Annotated in this window: 15 protein-coding genes; 2 read left to right on the top strand and 13 right to left on the bottom strand. The window is 70.0% G+C overall.

All coding sequences use genetic code 11. The features are described from left to right. Together C8D81_RS09895 and C8D81_RS09890 are read right to left on the bottom strand one after the other, a co-directional pair. On the bottom strand, window positions 1-1,272 hold the full coding sequence (locus C8D81_RS09895) for a type III PLP-dependent enzyme domain-containing protein (protein WP_166646753.1): 1,272 nt from the start codon (window positions 1,270-1,272) through the stop codon (window positions 1-3). Next, a complete protein-coding gene (locus C8D81_RS09890; protein WP_094355234.1) occupies window positions 1,269-2,645 on the bottom strand; it encodes an MFS transporter in 1,377 nt (458 codons plus the stop codon). The genes C8D81_RS09895 and C8D81_RS09890 overlap by 4 nt, the downstream gene beginning before the upstream one ends. 95 nt (window positions 2,646-2,740) lie before the next feature. Between C8D81_RS09890 and C8D81_RS09885 the strand changes: the two genes are divergently transcribed. Then, a complete protein-coding gene (locus C8D81_RS09885; protein ID WP_094355233.1) occupies window positions 2,741-3,466 on the top strand; it encodes a helix-turn-helix transcriptional regulator in 726 nt (241 codons plus the stop codon). Between the two features lie 111 nt (window positions 3,467-3,577). On the opposite strand, the gene C8D81_RS09880 is transcribed toward C8D81_RS09885, so the two are convergent. Then, window positions 3,578-4,942 (bottom strand): heavy metal-binding domain-containing protein, encoded by a 1,365-nt coding sequence (locus C8D81_RS09880; protein ID WP_094405901.1) that lies wholly within the window; start codon window positions 4,940-4,942, stop codon window positions 3,578-3,580. Between C8D81_RS09880 and lysS the strand changes: the two genes are divergently transcribed. Next, window positions 4,941-6,518 carry a lysine--tRNA ligase gene (lysS, locus tag C8D81_RS09875; RefSeq protein WP_094355231.1) on the top strand — a complete coding sequence of 526 codons (1,578 nt, stop codon included), beginning with the start codon at window positions 4,941-4,943 and terminating at the stop codon, window positions 6,516-6,518. The genes C8D81_RS09880 and lysS overlap by 2 nt on opposite strands. Window positions 6,519-6,827: 309 nt before the next feature. Here the strand turns inward: lysS and C8D81_RS09870 are convergent, their stop codons facing one another. The 10 genes from C8D81_RS09870 to C8D81_RS09825 all read right to left on the bottom strand — a co-directional run bounded on the left by C8D81_RS09870 (window position 6,828) and on the right by C8D81_RS09825 (window position 18,463). Beyond that, window positions 6,828-8,333, bottom strand: coding sequence for a helix-turn-helix domain-containing protein (locus tag C8D81_RS09870; RefSeq protein ID WP_133625996.1), 1,506 nt, complete (start codon window positions 8,331-8,333; stop codon window positions 6,828-6,830). Then, window positions 8,330-9,358, bottom strand: a complete 1,029-nt coding sequence (locus C8D81_RS09865; protein WP_208109208.1) for a DUF917 domain-containing protein — start codon at window positions 9,356-9,358, stop codon at window positions 8,330-8,332. The genes C8D81_RS09870 and C8D81_RS09865 overlap by 4 nt, the downstream gene beginning before the upstream one ends. A gap of 45 nt (window positions 9,359-9,403) precedes the next feature. Then, complete coding sequence (locus C8D81_RS09860) at window positions 9,404-10,489, bottom strand: DUF917 domain-containing protein (RefSeq protein WP_094403011.1); 1,086 nt, start codon at window positions 10,487-10,489, stop codon at window positions 9,404-9,406. Then, window positions 10,486-11,568, bottom strand: a complete 1,083-nt coding sequence (locus C8D81_RS09855) for a DUF917 domain-containing protein (RefSeq protein ID WP_094403013.1) — start codon at window positions 11,566-11,568, stop codon at window positions 10,486-10,488. Before C8D81_RS09855 ends, C8D81_RS09860 begins: the two co-directional genes overlap by 4 nt. Further along, on the bottom strand, window positions 11,565-13,115 hold the full coding sequence (locus C8D81_RS09850) for a hydantoinase/oxoprolinase N-terminal domain-containing protein (protein ID WP_094403016.1): 1,551 nt from the start codon (window positions 13,113-13,115) through the stop codon (window positions 11,565-11,567). Before C8D81_RS09850 ends, C8D81_RS09855 begins: the two co-directional genes overlap by 4 nt. A 42-nt stretch (window positions 13,116-13,157) precedes the next feature. Next, on the bottom strand, window positions 13,158-14,504 hold the full coding sequence (locus C8D81_RS09845) for a purine-cytosine permease family protein (protein WP_094403019.1): 1,347 nt from the start codon (window positions 14,502-14,504) through the stop codon (window positions 13,158-13,160). A 127-nt stretch (window positions 14,505-14,631) separates the two neighbouring features. Continuing rightward, the gene (locus C8D81_RS09840) at window positions 14,632-15,450 is read right to left on the bottom strand and encodes a DUF1684 domain-containing protein (RefSeq protein ID WP_094355225.1); all 819 of its coding nucleotides are present in this window, start codon (window positions 15,448-15,450) and stop codon (window positions 14,632-14,634) included. Between the two features lie 36 nt (window positions 15,451-15,486). Continuing rightward, window positions 15,487-16,257, bottom strand: a complete 771-nt coding sequence (locus tag C8D81_RS09835; RefSeq protein WP_094355224.1) for a GolD/DthD family dehydrogenase — start codon at window positions 16,255-16,257, stop codon at window positions 15,487-15,489. Then, on the bottom strand, window positions 16,254-16,736 hold the full coding sequence (locus tag C8D81_RS09830) for a ribose-5-phosphate isomerase (protein ID WP_094355223.1): 483 nt from the start codon (window positions 16,734-16,736) through the stop codon (window positions 16,254-16,256). Before C8D81_RS09830 ends, C8D81_RS09835 begins: the two co-directional genes overlap by 4 nt. Beyond that, window positions 16,733-18,463, bottom strand: a complete 1,731-nt coding sequence (locus C8D81_RS09825; RefSeq protein WP_133625995.1) for a dihydroxyacetone kinase family protein — start codon at window positions 18,461-18,463, stop codon at window positions 16,733-16,735. The genes C8D81_RS09830 and C8D81_RS09825 overlap by 4 nt, the downstream gene beginning before the upstream one ends. Window positions 18,464-18,502 lie beyond the last annotated feature (39 nt).

The following is an 18,502-nucleotide window of genomic DNA, read 5'->3' as shown; positions in this document are numbered from 1 at the left end:
TCAGAACCAGGTCCGGACCAGGTCGACGACCCGGCCGGACTCCCAGGAGTCGACCACCGGCAGCACCCGCCACTTGTCGAAGGTGGTGCAGGGGTGGGAGAGCCCGAGCGCCACCACCGAGCCGACCGGCACGCCGGTGCTCAGATAGGCGTGCTGGTCGTTGACCTCGGTGATGCTGCCGCCGACCGGCCGCCACGGTTCACCGAGGTCTGCCGCCTGGCCGCGGGGGACCGGAAGCCCTGCGTCATAAGGGAAATCACGCTTGCCGCCGTCGAGCAGCACCAGGCCCGGTTCGGTCGCCGAGGTGACCCGGCCGATACCGTGCATGGCGACCTGGAATCGCGGCCCCCCGGCATCGGCCGCGGCGCCGAAGGGGGACATCCCCTCGTAGATGCCGTCGTCGTGGACGATGTACGCCCCGGAGCGCAGCACGAACCGGGTCGCGCTCTGCCCGGCGCCCGCTGCGGCGTACACCTCCGCCACCACGTCGAACAGGCCACTGCCGCCCGCGGTGACGATCACCTCGCCCTCGTCGTAGAGATGCGAGATGGCCTGATGCAGTTCGATCTGCCGCTCCAGGAAATCCCGCGCCGCGGCCAGGGTCTGCGGGTCGCGGTGCGAACCGACCACGCCCTCGTAGCCGGACACCCCGGCCAACCGGAGCACGGTGGACGCCGCGATCCGTTCGGCGATCGCGACCCCGTCGGCCAGGGTGCGGGCACCCGCGCGCCGGCCGGGTACGCCCAGCTCGACGCAGACGTCGACCGGCCGCGGCAGGTCGATACCGCTCAACACCCGCTCCATCGCCTCGACGTTCTGCAGGCCGTCGACCCAGCAGACGAAGCGGAACTCCGGGTCGGCGAGTTCGGCCGCCAGCCAGCGCAGCGAGCGTTCGTCGACCGCGCTGTTGGCGAGCATGATCGAGGTCAGGCCGAAGCTGCGGCCGGTCCGGACCTGGCCCATCGTGGCCAGCGTGATCCCGGTGCTGCCGGTGTCCAGCTGCCGCTGCCACAGGGTCGGCGCCATCGTCGTCTTGCCGTGCGGCATCAGCTCCAGGCCACGCTCGGCCACCCAGCGCGCCATGGTGTCGATGTTGTGGGTCATCGCGGCGTCGTCGAGGACCACCAGTGGTGTCCAGAAATCCTTCAGCTCGGGCGAGGTCGCCAGGAATTCCTGGGTGGTGAGGCCGATCGCCCCTTCCGGGATGCCCTTGTCCTGCGGGCCGAATCGGAGCTCGGCCTCGATCCGGGGGGCTGCGTTGGTGCTGGTCACTGTCGGGGTCCTCCTTGTGCGGTCAGTCCTGTCCCCACTCCATCACCTGCGGTCTCGGTACCGCGCAGGGCATGCAGTCGCTGGCCGTTCTGGCTGAAGTTCGCGGCCGCGGTGGCGATCGCACCGATCGCGCAGATCACCGCCGAATAGACCACGACCGGCCAGAACTGACCCCCGGCCGCGGAGACCAGGGCGACGGCGATGAACGGTGCCAGGCCACCGCCGATGGTGTTGGAGAGCTGGTAGCCGAGGTTCACCCCGGTGGTCCGGGCCTCCGGGTCGAACATCTCCACCAGCATCGTCTGCAGGGTGGCCTGCATCGCCACCCCGGGGATCACGAATCCGATGATCATGCCGGCGAAGACCAGCCACATGTTCCCGGTCGAATAGAGCATGAAGGCCGGATAGACCAGCACGGCGAAGGCGATGCAGCCGAAGATGTAGACCTTGCGCCGCCCGACGCGGTCGGAGACCAGGCCCCAGGCGGGGGCGACGAAGATCTGCAGGGCGCCGACGATCAGCGTGCCGAGGATGCCGTACTGGGCGGGTACGCCCTTGCTGACCAGGTAGGAGATCGCGTAGGTAAGCACGATGTAGCCGGCGATCGACTGGGGCAGGCCGATCAGGACACCGAGGATGGCGTTCTTCGGGTGCCGGAACACCTCGACCAACGGGTTGAGACGCTTGCCGGTCCGCTGCTGGGCGGCCTGCACCTGCTTGAAGTCGTCGGACTCCTCCAGGTGGGCACGCAGGATGATCGCGATGATCGCCAGCACCAGGCCGAGCAGGAAGGGGATCCGCCAACCCCAGGTCATGAACCAGTTGGTGCTCCCGGCGCCGAGGGCGGCCATCAGGCCGGCGGAGCCGACGTTGGCGATCCCCGCGCCGCTGATCAGGAAGGCGCCATAGAAGCCGTGCCGGCGTGGCGGTGCGTGTTCGATGACCATGGTCGCGGCGCCACCCATCTCGCCACCGACGAAGAAGCCCTGGAACATCCGGCAGATCAGCAGCAGGATCGGTGCGGTGATCCCGATGGACGCCGCCGGTGGGATCAGGCCGATCCCGGCGGTGGCCAGGCCCATCCCGACGACGGTGATCATCAGCACCGCCTTGCGGCCCACCCGGTCGCCGACGATTCCCCAGACGATGCCACCGACCGGGCGCAGGAAGAAGCCCACCGCGAAGGTCGCGAACGAGGCCAGCTGCGCCACCGCCAGGCTGTCGCTGGCGAAGTAGACGGTCGGGAAGACCGCCGCCGAGGCGAGGCCGTAGAGGTAGTAGTCGTAGTACTCCATCAGCGTGCCGATGGCACCGCCCGCGATCATCTTCCGCTGCTTCTTCGTCAGCGGCTCCACTGTGTCGGCCGTGGTCATTCGAGCCCCCTTTGGTTCGTCGCGGACGAAACGGTAGCACTCGCTGAACAGAACGTCTATGGACTGAACTGTTTGTCTGGTTCTAGGATCGGGGCATGCCAGGCCCGAATGTCGCTGCCGTTGCCCGCGCGGAGCCCCCCATCAGCCCGGAGGCACGCGTCTTCGCCGATGCGGACGCGGTGCTGACCACGTTCGCGCCCGTGCTCAAGGCGATCGCCACCGCCGGCGGGCCGAGCTGCGAGGCGGTGCTGCACAACCTCGAGGGCGGGCCCGAGCTCGACCTGGGGCACACGATCATGGCGATCGAGAACGGGCATGTCACCGGCCGCGAGGTCGGTGGGCCGTCGACCAGCATCGGCCTGGAGGTGCAGAAGGATCCGGATGCGGACCATGACGCGTTCGGCTACCGCGGCTTCACCAGCGACGGCCGGGAGCTGCGCTGCTCGTCGATCTATTTCCGCAATCCGGCGGGGCGGATCATCGCGGCACTCTGCATCAATGTGGACCTCAGCGGGATCCAGCAGGCGCGCGGGCTCCTCGATGCGCTGCTGCCCCGGGTCGATACGCCGCCGGCGGCGCCCGATGAATACTTCGGCGGAGATCTGGTCTCGGTGATGGATGCGATGATCACCCGCGCCATCCACGACACCGGCAAGCCGGTCGGCCAGTTGACCCGCGACGACAGGATCGGGGTGCTGCAGACCCTGGAGCGTCAGGGGGCGACGCAGATGCGCAAGTCCATCGAGGCGATCGCCGCGCGGCTCGGGATCTCGCGGGTGACGGCGTACGCCTATCTGGACGAGGCGCGCAGCCGCGGCTGACCCACACACAGCGATCCAGCGAACCTCGAGTGCATCCCCCTTGCCCTGGAGGGCTGGCGGGATGCACCCAGGATTCGCTGGATCGCGATGTGGTGCGCGGTGCGCGGTGGATCAGTTGTTGCCGGAGAACGGCCAGCCCTGGCCCTGGCCCTGCTGACCGGATCCCTGCTGACCCTGACCGGACTGGCCCTGCTGGCCGGACTGGCCCTGACCCTGCTGGCTCTGGCCGTAGGAGCCGCCGCCGTAGGGGTTGCCCTGCTGACCGGACTGCTGGCCCTGACCCTGCTGCTGCCCCTGGCCGGCCGGGGACCAACCCTGGCCGGACTGGCCCGAGCCCTGCTGGCCATAGCTGCTGCTGCCGCTGCCGCCGTAGGGGCTGTGCTGCTCACCGGTGCCCTGGCCGGCCGCGCCCTGACCCGCACCCTGGCCGGTGGTGCCGGAGTAGGGGGAGGAGGTGCTGAGCCGGGTCATGTCGTCATCGGCGTCGTCGTCGGCCGCAGCGCCCGCCCCGGCGGTACCGGTCCCGGCGCTGCCGGTGCCGGACAGCGCACTCTCACCGGACTCGCCCGCGGAGGCGTACCGGGAACCCGATCCGTAACCGCCGCTCTCGCCGCTGTCATAGGAATCCTCGTCCGCGTCGTCCTCGGCCAGCGTGCCGGTGGCGACGAAGGCCTCCTCCTCGATCAGCAGCGCGTCGTCCTCCTCCAGGGTGACCGCGGTGCCGTAGGCGACGATCTCCTCGGAGTTGGAATCGAAGCGCAGCCCGATCACCGCGTCCGCATCGGCGGCCTCGGCCATCTCCGCCATCCGGGAGACGGCCTGCTGGCGCGCCTTGGTCAGCGCGGCCACATCGGCACCCCGCGGCCGGACCGCCACCCCGATCACCTCACCGAGGGAACGGCCGACGAACTGTTCGGGATCATCGAGCAGGGTGTGTACGCGGACCGCGTGCTCGACGATCGTCACCCCGACCGACCCGGTCGACTCGTCACCGCTGGTACCCGGGGAGCGCCAGCTGTCCCCGGTGCCCGTGCCGGACTGCTCGGTCGCCGACTGGCCGGACTGCGCCTGGCCGGGCTGACCGGTCGTCGGCTGCCCCGTCCGCTGGCCATAGGGGCTCTGCCCCTGACCGGGCTGGCCATAGGGATTCTGCTGGCCGCCCTGGCCGGGCTGGCCGTAGGGGTTCTGGCCCTGGCCGGGCTGCCCACCGGGCTGACCGTACGGGTTCTGCTGGCCCTGACCGGGCTGGCCGTAGGGGTTCTGGCCCTGACCCTGCTGACCGCCCTGACCCGGCTGGCCGCCCTGACCGGGCTGACCATAGGGGTTCTGCGGCTGGCCATAGGGATTCTGCGGCTGACCGCCCTGACCCGGCTGTCCATAGGGATTCGGCTGCTGGCCCCCGTACGGCCGCTGACCGTAGGGCTGCTGGGGCTGGCCGTAAGGATTCTGACCGTAGGGATTCTGACCGTAGCTCATGCGCGCCACCCTAGTCTGCGCTCCGGGTCAGCGACTAGAGGATCGCTACGCTGTCCGGGTGAGTGACGAAGCCGCCAGCAAGACCCCCGCCGACGACCTCCCCGAACAGCTCAGGATCCGCCGTGACAAGCGGGAACGGCTGCTGTCCTCGGGTCAGCAGGTCTATCCGGTCAGCATCGGGCGTACCCACACCCTGCGCGCGGTCCGCGAGCAGTGGGGTGGGCTGACCGCCGGCGAGGAGACCCAGGACGTGGTCACCGTCTCCGGCCGGGTGGTGTTCATCCGCAACACCGGCAAGCTCTGCTTCGCCAGCCTGCAGGACGGGTTCACCGCCACCGACAACGGTGAGCGGTTGCAGGTGATGCTGTCGCTGGCCGAGGTCGGCGAGCAGCGACTGGCCGACTGGAAGGCCGATGTCGACCTCGGTGACTTCGTCGCGGTGACCGGTCGGGTGATCAGCTCCCGCCGCGGTGAGCTCTCGGTGATGGCGACCAGCTGGCAGCTCGCCGCCAAGGCGCTGCGACCGCTGCCCACGCTGCACAAGGAGATGAGCGAGGAGGCCCGGGTCCGGGAGCGGTACGCCGACCTGGTCGCCCGGGACGAGGCGCGGGAGATGGTGCGTACGCGGGCGCTGATCACCCGCTCGATCCGGCGTACGCTCGATGCGGACGGTTATCTGGAGATCGAGACGCCGGTGCTGCAGCTGGTGCACGGTGGTGCCGCCGCGCGGCCCTTCGGCACCCACCTCAATGCCTTCGACATCGACATGACGCTGCGGATCGCGCTGGAGCTGTATCTGAAGCGGGCGATGGTCGGCGGGGCGGACCGGGTCTATGAGATGGGCCGCATCTTTCGTAACGAGGGTGTGGATTCCTCGCATGCGCCGGAGTTCACCATGCTGGAGGCGTACCAGTCCTGGGGGGACCAGTACACGATCGCCGAACTGACGAAGCGGATCATCCTGGACGTCGCCGACGCGCTCGGTTCGCGGGTGGTCCGGGTCGGGGAGCGGGAGATCGACCTGGGCGGGGAGTGGCGCTGGCTCGGGGTGCATGCCGGGTTGAGCGAGAAGCTCGGTGAGGAGATCACCCTGGACACCCCGGCACAGCGGCTGCGGGAGATCGCGGCCGCCCACGAGGTCGAGGTCGACGAGGCCTGGTCGGAGGGCAAGCTGGTGATGGAACTGTTCGGCGAGCTGGTCGAACCGGACCTGCAGCAGCCGACGTTCGTGCACGACTATCCGGCGATCGCGCAGCCGCTGGCCCGGCCGAAGACCGACGAGCCGCGGCTGGTGGAGGCCTGGGATCTGATCATCGGCGGAATGGAGCGCGGTACCGGCTTCTCCGAGCTGATCGATCCGGTGGTGCAGCGCGAGGTGCTCACCGCCCAGTCGCTGGCCGCCGCCGCAGGTGACCCCGAGGCGATGCAGCTGGACGAGGATTTCCTTGCTGCACTGGAATTCGGCGCCCCGCCGATGGGTGGCATGGGTCTTGGTGTGGACCGGCTGGTGATGCTCTTCACCGGCGTCGGCATCCGCGAGACGATCCTCTTCCCACTCCTCAAACCCCAGGCCTGACGTTCACCGAGTAGCGCCCGCGGCAGAGCGAAGCGGCGCCGCGGGCGCGTGTCGAGATGAACCCCCGTCGGCTGAGCGAGCGAGGTACGAGCGAGTCGAAGCCATCCCGGAACGTCGGCTGAGCGAGCGAGGTACGAGCGAGTCGAAGCCACCCCGCGGGTTACCGAATGGTCAAACCCCAGAATCGGCCCCGCAATTGTCGGCGCGGCCCGCAAACCCGCATCCGCTCGTCGGTGCTCGACCACGCGGGGTGCATTCTGGGGTTCGACCACTCGGTAAGCCGGGGGCGAACTGGCGTGTCGAACCAGATCAGCGCAACACGGCCCGACACGCGAGATGGAGCGCGAGGCGTACCCCCGGATCGTGCAGGTCGACCCCGAGGGTGCCCTGGATGCGCTGCACCCGGCTGGTCACGGTGTTGCGGTGCACACCGAGCGCCTCGGCCGTCGCGGCGATGCTGGATTCCTGATCCAGATAGGCGGCGAGGGTGCTGAGCAGCACATCGCCGTCCCCGCGGAGCGGTTCGAGCAGCGATTCGGCCGCCGGCATGAAGGTGTCGTCGTCGGTCCGGGCGAGCAGCAGCTGCTCGAGACCGAGACCGTCGACCCGCACGAACCAACCCGTCGAGGAGCGGTCCACCGCGATCCGGGCCGCGTCGGTCGCCTCGCCGAGGGTGAGTCCCAGGCCCTGACCGCCGGGTTGCAGCGAACCGACCCCCATCGCGACATTGAACGCGCGCCGCGCGGACTCGAGCACACCCCGCAACGCACCGATGCGACGTTCGAGGGTCGCGGCATCCGGGGAGGTCGGGAACCGCAGCCAGCCGGTCACCCCGCGGCCGAGGGTGGTCGCATGCGATTCGACACCCAGGCGGGCGAGCTCGGTCGAGACGAGCCGCAGCAGCTCGCGGGTGTCCACCCGGCTGCGGCCGAGCAGGCGGAACCCCAGGTGGTGCCCGTCGGTGCGCCAGCCGCGCTCGAGCATCCGCCGTTCCACCTCCGGATCGGGCACCCCGCGCAGGTCGAGGAAGTCGCGCAGCAGATCGGAGGAGACCGATGCGTCACTCACCGCCGCGACCTCATCGACCAGGATCCGCGCGGCGACGGCCGGCATCGCCACCTCGGCGGCCACCGAGAGCGCCAGCAGCTGGGGTCTGCTGATCCCGTCGCCGAAGATCGCGAGCCGCAGCCCGGGCCGGGACAGGCTGTCGACGCGTACGCTCGCGATCGCGGTGTCACCGTCGTGGGCGAGATCGATCCAGGAATCCCAGCCGATCGCGCGGTGGGATTCGCCGAGCTGCCCGCCCGCCTCGACGAGCACGCCGTCGGCGTCGACGAGTGCGATGCCCTGTCCGACGCTGGCGGCCAGCTGGGTCAGCAGATCGGGCAGATCCCGTGCCTGGTAACGGAATGCGACCGCCAGCCGGCGGACGATCTCCAGGGTGAGCGCGTCCCGTGCCAGGGTGAGCTGCCAGCAGGCCTCCGCCAGTTCGTAGGGTCGTTCGACCTCGAGCAGGGTCAGGTCCAGGCGGTCCGCGAGCCGCGTCGCGCCCGGGCTGACACCGGCCGCACCCGGCATCGCCAACCCGGCGTACCCGCGCTCGCGGACCCGGCGCAGCAACGCATCGACGCCCCACGGCTCGACCGGGGCCGCGGTCGCGATGATCGCCAGGTCGTCCCCGGACTGCGTGTCGAGGTCGGCATCGGTGTGTGCCAGACGCGCGGCGGCGAACTCGGTGTCCCTCGGACCGGCGACATGGCGTACGCCGCCGTTGGCGAGGTGCGCCCGGAGCGCGGCCAGGTCGAGCGCGGTCATCCGGCGGGGTCCAGTTCGGCCAGCCCATAGGTGGAGGGCACGACGTGACGCAGCCGTTCGGTGCTCGTCCGCCACCACGGCGGTCCCGGGAGTTCCAGCACCGCGACATGCTGGCCGACCGCGAGGCTCGGCACCTCGAGGATCGCGCGGGACCGCGCGTCGAGCACGACGATGATGTCGGGTGCCGCGCTCCGGAGCTCGCCGTCGGTCACGAACGCGATCGCCTCGGAGCGGGTGATGAGTCGGTGCACCGCGCCGCTGGTGCCCTCGATCTCGAAGGACTGCACCCGGCCACCGGCGGTATCCGGTTGGGAGGCGAGGATCCGGCCGGCCGCGAGCAGCCGGCCGCCGAGGCGTCCGGCGAGCGTTTCGAGCGGCTCGGTGAGGGCATCGCGGAACACCCGTCCCAGTTCGAGGGCGGTGCTGATGCTGCCGGTCACCGCGTGGTCGCGCAGCGCGCCGACGGTGAAGCCGCCGAGCACGACGACGCCCGTCCCACCCGCCTGTTCGAGCGCGGCGCGGGTGATCCGTTCGGCATCCTCGGGGCGCTCGCTCGCCACGATCGCCACCCCGTCACCGATCCCCGTGGCGATCACCAGACCGGGCAGGCGATCCACGAGCAGCGTCACCTGGTCGAAACCCGGCATCGCGCGACCCATGCAGTCGGCATCGACGATCGCCCGACCCTGTGCGGCGACGACGGGGGTGAGCCCGTTGAGGCCGCCGACCTCCAGCGCGCACACCGCCGGCACCGGCGCACCCACCCATTGCTCGACCGCGGCGACCACCCGCGCGAACGGTGCCGCACCCGGCAGCCGCTCACCCAGGATCATCGTCGAACCCGCGAAGGCCGGCGCGAGGCACCGAGTCGCCGGGTCGAGATCGTCGACCTCCAGCAGCGTCACCGGCCAGTCCGCCTGGCCCGCCATCAGCTCGAGATGGGTCGTCGTGCCGCCACCGGCCGAACCGAGCAGCGCGCAGCCGAGGGCGAGCGTCTCCAGATCCGCCAGGTCGATGCGCCGCACCGGGCCAGCCTAGGCGGGCTGCCGCGGCGGTGCCGCGAGACGCGCTCAGCCCTCGACCGGTCGGAAGGTCTCGGTGAGGCCGAAGGCCGCCGGTCCGAACATCGCGAGCGCCTCCGGGGTGCGCATCAACTCCGGTGTCGAGATGCCGAGCACGCGTACTCGTTGGCCATAGCGCAGGCCCTCGGTGGTGATCGGCTCGGCCGATTCGTGGTCGACGACGCAGATCAGGTCCGGCACGATCGCGAGCAGCTCCGCGCCGCGGTGGGCGGTGAGATTCTCGTTCTGGAACGCGATCTCCAACGAGGTGCCACCGTCGAGCGGTGCGATGCGCGCGCGGCCGCGGGCGAAGCCCTCGGTGGTGCGCCGCTCGACATCGACGACCTTGCCCACGAACAGTTCCCGCACGTGGGAATACAGCGTGGGCGCGAGGGTCTCGGCGATCGCCTCGAACGGTGACCGCTTCGCCTCGCGGGCGAGCCGGATCGAGCGGCCGAGGGCGAGCGCCATCGAGATCGTCCGCGGCACGGCCGTGCGTTTCACGTCGGCACCCGACATCGCATATTCGGCGATGTGCCCGACGCCGCCGAGGCGGATCGTCACCGCGCGGGCGAGCCATTCCATCTGCCGGTCGTCATCGCCGGTGTCGATGATGACCTGCTCGCCGCGCTCACCCGCGAGCGCGAGCGGGGAACCGTGCACGCCATAGACGGCGAAGGTCTCCATCGACAGTTCGGGGAAGGCCCGGCCCATGCCGTCGGCGTCGACGACCGGCAGCCCGGTCTCGGCGGCGACCACGAACGGGATCATCGAGTTGATACCGCCGCATTCGATCGGCATCGTCGCATCCGCGGTGCGGTCGAGGTGCGCCTCGAGGGTACGCAGGGCGAGGGTGGGTTCGGTGCCCGCCGGGATCTTCTCCACCATGACGGTCGGCGCACCCATCTGGGCGGTCGGGATGACGAATGCGTCGTCGTCGAGGTCGTCGGGATCGAGGACGGTGATGGCGCCCCCGCCGAGCACCCGTTCGACGAGCTTCGACCCGATGTAGGGGTCACCGCCGCCTCCGGTGCCCAGCAGCGTCGCTCCGCGCGCCAGGTCCGGCAGGTCGGCAACGGTCAGTTCCCAGCTCATGCGGTGCCCTCCGAGATCGAGCCGTCGAAGCGGACGGCGGGGGTGTCGTAACCGAAGTAGCCGGGGCCGACCATGGCGAGCGCCGCGGCCGAGTGCCAGCGTGGGTCGGCCGGTGCGGCGATGACGCGTACCCGTTGCCCGTAGCGCAACCCCTCGGTGGTGATCGGCTCCCCGGACTCGTGTTCGAGCACCATGATGAGATCGGGTGTGGTGGCGAGTACGCGGCCGTCGAGTTCGGCGATCAGATGCTCGTTCTGGAACTGCAGGGTGAGCGTTCCGGCGGTCCCGTCGATGCGTGCGGTGCCGCGGGCGAAGCCGGAGGTCGTCGCGCGCTGCAGGTCGATGACCTTGCCCTGGCAGAGTTCGCGGCCGCCGAGCAGGTCGGCCGCGCTGCGCACCGGATCCCGCTTGGCGTCCCGCGCGGCCTGGATGCTGTCCCCGACGCCCGCACACAGGGTGAGGCTGTCGCGGACAAGCGACTCGCGCGCCTGCGCCCCCGCCATCGCGAAGCCGGCGATCATCAACGAGCACCCCATCTCGACCGCTGCGACGCGGGCGATGCGTTCGGTCCAGGTGTTGTCGATCGTCTGCAGGACGCCGACATTTCCTTTCTCATCGGCGAATGCGAACGGGGACGCGGTGATGCCCGAGAGCGTCGGCAGCACCATCTGCAGCTCCGGGAAGGCCCGACCCATGCCGTCGGCGTCGAGCAGCGGGAGGCCGAGGGTGGCGGCGGCCGCGATCGGGATCATCGAGTTGACGCCGCCGACCTCCGCGCAGGCGATGTGACTGATCGGCCGGCCGAGATAGGTGCCGAGCGCGCGCACCGGATCCATCACCGATTCGAGGTTCGGCAGCTTCTCCACCATCACGGTCGGCGCCCCCATCATCGCGACCATCAGCACGAGTGCGTCGTCGGGCACCTCGTCGACCGAAACGACGGTGACCGCACCGTGCTCGGTGAGTGCCCGGGTCGCCAGCAGCGCGCCGATGTAGGGGTCACCACCGCCGCCGGTGCCGAGCACGGCGGCGCCGCGCGCGAGCGCCGGAATGGCCTGGGGATCGATGGTCCAGGTCATCGGGCACCCATCTCCAGATCGCCGACGGCCTTCGCGCGTACCCGCGTCGCGTTTCCAGGCAGGTAAGGGATCGGGACCTCGTCGAAGTCGATGATCGCCACCGAATCGGGGCGGGCTCCCGCGGCGACCGCCTTCTCGACCGCCTCCTGTTTGAGTGCGGCGATCGTCTCGTCGCGACCGGCGGGATCGATGCTCACCACCTTGTCGATCTCGCCACCCACCTGGGCGATCGACGCACCGATCGCATTCGCCACCGCATAGTTCTCGGGTCGGGCCACCGCGCCGAAGATCGGCAGCGAGTCGGGCAGCAGGATCGAACCGCCGCCGACCGCCACGACCGGGATGGGGTCGGGTGAGGTACGCATCCGGTCGACGGCCTCGGCGATGCGTTCGGCGATGCGGGTGAGTACGCGCTGGATGAGCTCGGGATCCAGGTGGGCCACCTTGGCCGGGTCGCCGACCTGCGCGCGCCCGGCCGCGACGGCGATGTCGGTCGCGGTGAGCGTCGAGCCGCCGAACACCAGTGCCTCGGAGGTGAGCCGGTAGCCGACCGATTCGGGGCCGACCTCACCGGTCTCGGTGTCGACGATCGAACCGCCGCCGATGCCGAGCGAGAGCACATCGGGCATCCGGAAGTTCGTGCGGATGCCCGCCACCTTGACCTCGTTGGCGGTCTCGCGGGGAAAACCGCCGATGAGCAGGCCGATGTCGGCCGTCGTCCCGCCGACGTCGACGACGGCGCAGGTCTCCAGGCCGCTGGTGACGGCCGCCCCGCGCATCGAGTTCGTCGGACCGGAGGCGAACGTCGCGACCGGATAGCGGCGTACGAAATCCTCATCCATCAACGTGCCGTCGTTCTGGCTCAGGAAGATCGGGGCATCGATCCCATGGGCGCGCACGGCGGCGGTCAGACCGTCGACGATCTCCCCGGCGAGCTCGCGCAGGGCGGCGTTGATGATGGTCGCGTTCTCGCGCTCCAGCAGGCCGATCCGGCCGATCTCGTGACTCAGCGAGATCGCCACCTCGGGCCCGAGCTCCTCCTTCACGATGGCCGCGGCCTGCAGCTCCAGATCATGGTTGACCGGGCTGAAGACGCTCGAGATCGCCACCGACCGGATGCCGTGTTCACCCATGTCGCGGGCGTGGGCGCGCAGTTCCTCGGGGTCGAGCGGGGAGATGGGCCGGCCGTCGAACTCGTAACCGCCATGCGCCAGATACCAGCGTGCCTCGAGCGCCTCGACGAGCACCTCGGGCCAGTCGACGAGCGGCGGCAGCGCCCTGGTCGCCGGCAGCCCGAGACGCAGGGCGGCGGTCGGTGCGAGCCGCTTGGCCTGCACGAGTGCGTTGATGAAGTGGGTGGTGCCGATCATCACCGCCTCGATGTCCGCGCCGTCGAAGGCGTGCTGGGCGCGCAGATCCTCGATCGCCTGCACGATGCCGCTGGTGACATCGGGGGTGGTCGAGTGCTTGACGCCCGCCAGGCTGGTGCTGCCGTCCATGAGTACGGCGTCGGTGTTGGTGCCGCCGACGTCGATGCCGATGTGCATGTCGTTTCTCTCTCGCGTGTCGTTGATGGGGGATGGGGCCGGTCAGGCCGAGTGTGCGGTGTCCGCCTGCTGGGCCGTGGCGCTCTCCGGGGTCTTCGCGACACCGACGCCGCGGACCAGCCCGAGCCGGCCCGCAATGATGTAGAGCACCATCGACAGCAGCAGGCTCAGCACCGACGGGATGCCCCAGGTGACGAAGAAGCCGACCGCCGAGGAGATCAGCCAGATCGCGATCGTCGCCGGCACGATCCGCGGTGCCGTCGCGGGCAGCAGCCCGCGCTCGCGGGTGGCGTCGAGCTCGGGGCGGAACCGTTTGACGATGAAGTATTCGGCGACCATGATCCCCGCGATCGGCGGGAACGCGACCGAGAGCAGGGTGAGGAAACCGGTGAACTGCTGCAGGATGCCCACGCTGGCGAGCACGGTGCCGACGATGCCGAGCACGACCGTCGTCGAGGCGCGGTGCAGCTGCTTGCCGAAGGTGGTGGAGACGAAGTTCACCAGGCCGAGCGAGGAGGAATAGAGGTTCCAGTCGTTGATCTTGAGGGTGCCGGTGATCACGATGATGAGGCCGACCAGGCCGACCGAGGAGGTCACGATGGCGACGATGTCGCCGCTGCGGGCCGCGTGGGCGAGCAGGACACCGGCGAGACCGATGACGAACTCGCCGAGGCTGACCCCCACCACCGTCTGCTTCACCACATCGGCGTTCGTGCGATTGAAGCGGGTCATGTCGCCGGTGATGATCGCGCCGACGATGACGCCGCCGGCGACCAGGCCCGCGCCCTGGAAGATCGTCATCGGGTCGCCGGCGGGTTCGCTGCGGAGCAGGGCGCCGATGTCGTGGCGGCTCAGCTCGCGGGTCACCGACCAGCCGACGAGGACCAGGAAGAGCGGCACGGTGATGTTCGCCAGCCACTGCATGCCGCCGAACCCGAAGGCGACGACGGCGGTCACAGCGAGGCCGAACAGGACGCTCCACGCCCACACCGGCAGCACCCCGGGCATCAGCGCGTTCAGGGATTCGGCCGAGATGCCGGACTGGATGCCGAACCAGCCGATCAGACTGATCCCGATCGCCAGGCCGACCAGCGAGGCACCGACCTCACCGAATCCCGTCCAGCGGGCCATCAGTGCGGTGTTGAGGCCCTCGTTGCGGCCGATGAAGCCGACGAAGCACATCACCACCTCGAGGATGATCGAACCGACGAGGATCGCCAGGAAGGCGTCGGTGAAGGTCATCGCGTAACCGAGCGTGGCGCCGAGCAGGAATTGCGAGAGTGCCGAGATCTGGCCGAATCGCTGGACCGCGATACCGAACCAGTGTTTGCGCGCAGTGGTCGGTACGCGGCCGAGCGCGTAGTCGTCGACGTGAGCGGAGTGGGCCATGACGGCTCCTTTGGAATGCGTGACGCGGATGGGCCCAAGCTAGGGGTACGCCTCCGCGGACGCGATGTGCATTCCTTCTTGAATCCGGCAGCTGTTGTGCAGATTGCACAGGGGCCTGGCCCGTTGGTCAGCTCCGGTTGTGCCAGCGGGCCCGCAGCTCACCCGCCCGTACCGGCACGGCCAGGCGGTTCTCGGCCGGGGGGATCGGGCACGAGTAGAAGTCGCTGAAGCCGCAGGGCGGCACGATCGCGCGGTTGAAGTCGAGGGTGATGGTTCCGCCGGAAGCGACCGGGTCGACGCGCAGGAAGCGTCCGGGCGCATAACTCTCGTCCCCGGTGGTTGAGTCCGCGAAGACCAGCACGAGCGCGGATCCGTCGGCGAAGACGGTGAGGGCGTGTTCGGTGCCGCCGATCGTCGTGTGCAGGGTGCCGGGGACGGCCTTCGTGTGCCCCGAATCGCTTGCCCGGGTGAAAGCCCAGGGCACCCGTTGCGGCTCGGGGTGCGCCTCGAAGGTCGCCGGGAGGGCCCATGCCGGGTCGTAGGGTGCGGCTTCGATGCCGTCGAAGTCGGTGAACGCCGGCGCCTGCGCGTCGTAGAGCCGCAACTCGACATCGCTGCCGTCGAGGCTGAAGGCGTCGGCGGTCATCGCCCCCGCCGAGAGCAGCGGCAGCCCGTCGGGCTGCAGGAAGGGCAACAGGGTCTCATCCTCGACCGGCCGCTCGCCCTGTGCGGTACGGATCCGAAGCCCGGGGCCGGTCGACGTCACGCGTACGCCCGGTTCCCCCGGTTCTCGACGTACCCGCGCAGGCATCCGGTGGACGGCCTCCGGTTCGGTGCCCACCGGCTGGTAGTCCACGAGCGCGAGGTTGCCCACGGCTCCCGTCACCTGCGCCAGTCGCTCCGCCCGCCAGGCGTCGTGGGCGGCGATGACGTTCTTGTCGATCACGCGGCGATTCTGCCACCCACTGGAGGTAGCTGCTGGTCAGCGGATCGTGAAACCGCCGTCGACGACCAGGTCGGTGCCGTTAATCATCGCGCTGGCGTCGGAGGCGAGGAAGATCGCCGCGGCGGCGATCTCGTCGGGTTCGGCGAACCGGCCGGCCGGGATCTCCTTCTTGTGTGCCTCGCCCTTCGGGTTGTCCCAGGCCTTGCGGCCCAACTCGGTGAGCACCACCGTCGGCGAGATCGTGTTCACCGTGATCTGGTGCTTGCCCCACTCCAGCGCCAGGGTGCGGGTCATCCCCAGCAACCCGGCCTTGGAGGCGCAGTACGCCACATGCTCGGGTAGGGCGACCGTGGCGGCCTGGGAGGCCAGGCCGATGATCCGCCCACCGGTGCCGTGCTCGATCATCGACCGGCCGACGGCCTGGCTCATCAGGAACGAGCCGGTCAGGTTCACCCGCATCGTGATGTCCCACTGGTCGAGGCTCAGCTCCTCGGCCGGTGCCAGCACGGCCACCCCGGCCGAGTTGATCAGCACATCGATCCGCCCGTACCGCTCGAGGATCGCGGCCACCGTGCGCTCCACCGCGACCGGGTCGGAGACGTCGGCGGCCCAGGCGGCCGACTCGCCACCGAGGGCGTCGGCGGTCGCGGTCGCCCTGTTCTCGTCCAGGTCGACCGCGGCCACGGTGGCCCCCCGGGAGGCGACCGCGGTGGCGATCGCGGCGCCGATCCCGGATCCGGCACCGGTCACCAGCACGATCTTGTCGGTCAGTGCGAAGGACAGATCGATCTGGTTCGACTCGCTCATCCTCGGTCCTCTCGGGTGTCGTCGGTCTCGAGGCCACTGATCGCCTCGACCTTGGGTGCCGAGGAGCTCTGCGGATCGAAGGTGTAGCCGAGCCATTCGCTGGCCAGCCGGCGGGCCAACTCCAACCCGATCACCCGCTGCCCCAGGCACAGCACCTGGGCGTCGTTGGAGAGCACCGACCGCTCCACCGAGAACGAGTCGTGGGCGGTCACTGCGCGGATCCCGGGGATCTTGTTGGCGCTGATCGCCACCCCCAATCCGGTGCCGCAGACCAGCAGTGCGCGGTCGGCCTTCCCTTCCTTGACCAGTCGGGCGGCGTCGGCGGCGACATGGGGGTACGCGGTGTCCTCGTCCTCGCTCACCCCGACATCGATCACCTCGGCGACCCGGTCGTCGTTCTCCAGATCGGCCTTGATCCTTGTCTTGTAGTCATATCCGGCGTCATCGCCGCCGATCGCAATACGCAGTCGGTTGGTCATCGTTGCTCCTTTCGGTGGGAGGTGTCGTTCAGCTGGTCACCGAGGGCGACCAGCAGCAGCGCCATCGAGGTGGCGCCCGCATCGGGCGTACCGACGCTCTTCTCGGCCAGTGGTCGGGCCCGCCCGACCTGCGGGCGCAGCTCCGCGGTGGTCTTCGCCTGTTCGTCGGCGACCCGGGCAGCCGCCGGCCAGGCCACGGCGAGGCCCTCGTTCTGCTTCTCCTGCAGGGTGTCGACGAAGGGCAGCAGCGCATCGAGGAGGGTCTTGTCACCGAGCTTGGCGCCGCCGAGCTGGCTGATGGCGTCCGCGAACGCCCGGGTGGCGGCCACCACGTCGGCATCGGAGTACGCCTCGGCATCATCGGTCAGGCTGGTACCGAACGCCTCCAGCGCCGCACCCCACAACACCCCGGAGGTGCCACCGGCATACTCGGCCCAGGCCTGGCCCGCGCGGCGCAGCGTCCAGGCGACCCCGGCCCCGTCCGACACCGCGTCGGCGGCCTTGACCGCGGCATCGATGCCCTTGACCATCCCGCGGCCGTGATCGCCGTCGCCGGCGACCGCGTCGATCCGGCCCAGCTCCGACTCCGCATCGTGCAGCACCTGCTGCATCGTCTGCAGGGCGGTGCGGGCGGTGCCGGCCGCCGCGCGAGCGGCCTCGGTGGCCTCGGGTGCCTGCTGTTCGGCCGCCTCCTCGGCGAGCTCCCCCTGGCTCGGTGGGCGGAGATCGGCGATTCCGACGCCCAGCTTGCGATAGGCGGGGGTGTACGCGTCGGCGCGCCAGGCCTCGTCGAGTTCGTCGTCCAGCCACATCAGGGTCAGTGAGCAGCCGCCCATGTCGAGACTGGTGACCAGTTCGCCGACCTCGGGCTGGACGACGGTGATCCCCTTTTCCGCAAGCAGGGCGGCGATCCGGCCCCAGAGCAGGAACAACTCCTCGTATTTGGTGGTGCCCAGTCCGTTCAGGATCGGTGCGACGGTGTCACCCGCGGGGTCGTCGGGGCGATTGGCCAGAACCTTGTCCACGAAGAGTTCCGCGAGCTCGTCGGCGCTCATCAACGGTTCGTCGCGGATCCCCGGCTCGCCGTGGATGCCGAGCCCGAGCCCGACCTTTCCTTCCGCCACGGTGAACAGCGGCTCGTCGGCACCCGGCATCGTGCAGCCGGAGAAGGCGACACCGAAGCTGCGGGTGGCGTCGTTGGCCTTGCGGCCGAGGCGTTCCACCTCGTCGATGTCCTTGCCGGCCGCGGCCGCGGCCCCCATCACCTTGAAGACGCTGAAGTCACCGGCGATGCCGCGCCGCTTCTCGGCCTCGTCCGCGGAGGCGACATCGTCGGTGACGATCACGATCCGGGCATCGATCCCCTCGGCCCGCAGCCGTTCCGCGGCGATGCCGAAGTTCATGGTGTCCCCGGCATAGTTGCCGAAGCTGAAGATCACACCCCGGCCCTGATCCGCTGCCTTGGCGACCGAATAGGCCTGGGCCGCCGAGGGGGAGGTGAAGATGTTGCCCACCACGGCACCGGTCGCGAACCCGGGCCCGACGGTGCCGCAGAAGGCGGGATAGTGGCCGGAGCCGCCGCCGATCACCACCGCGACCTGGGGATCGCCGGAGCGCAGCGAGACCACGCCACCGGGCACCCCACGCACGCGGTCGGCGTACAGGTCGAGGAAGCCGGCCAGCTGGTCCTCGGCGAACTCGGCCGGGTCGTTGAAGATCGTGGTCATCGAAACTGTCCTTCTGTGGTTGGGATCGCGGGCTCGCCG

It is taken from the genome of Enemella evansiae, assembly GCF_004362375.1.
Classification (GTDB): Bacteria; Actinomycetota; Actinomycetes; order Propionibacteriales; family Propionibacteriaceae; genus Enemella; species Enemella evansiae.
Note: the sequence above shows the minus strand (reverse complement) of the source record. Positions and strands in the feature narration are given on the sequence as shown.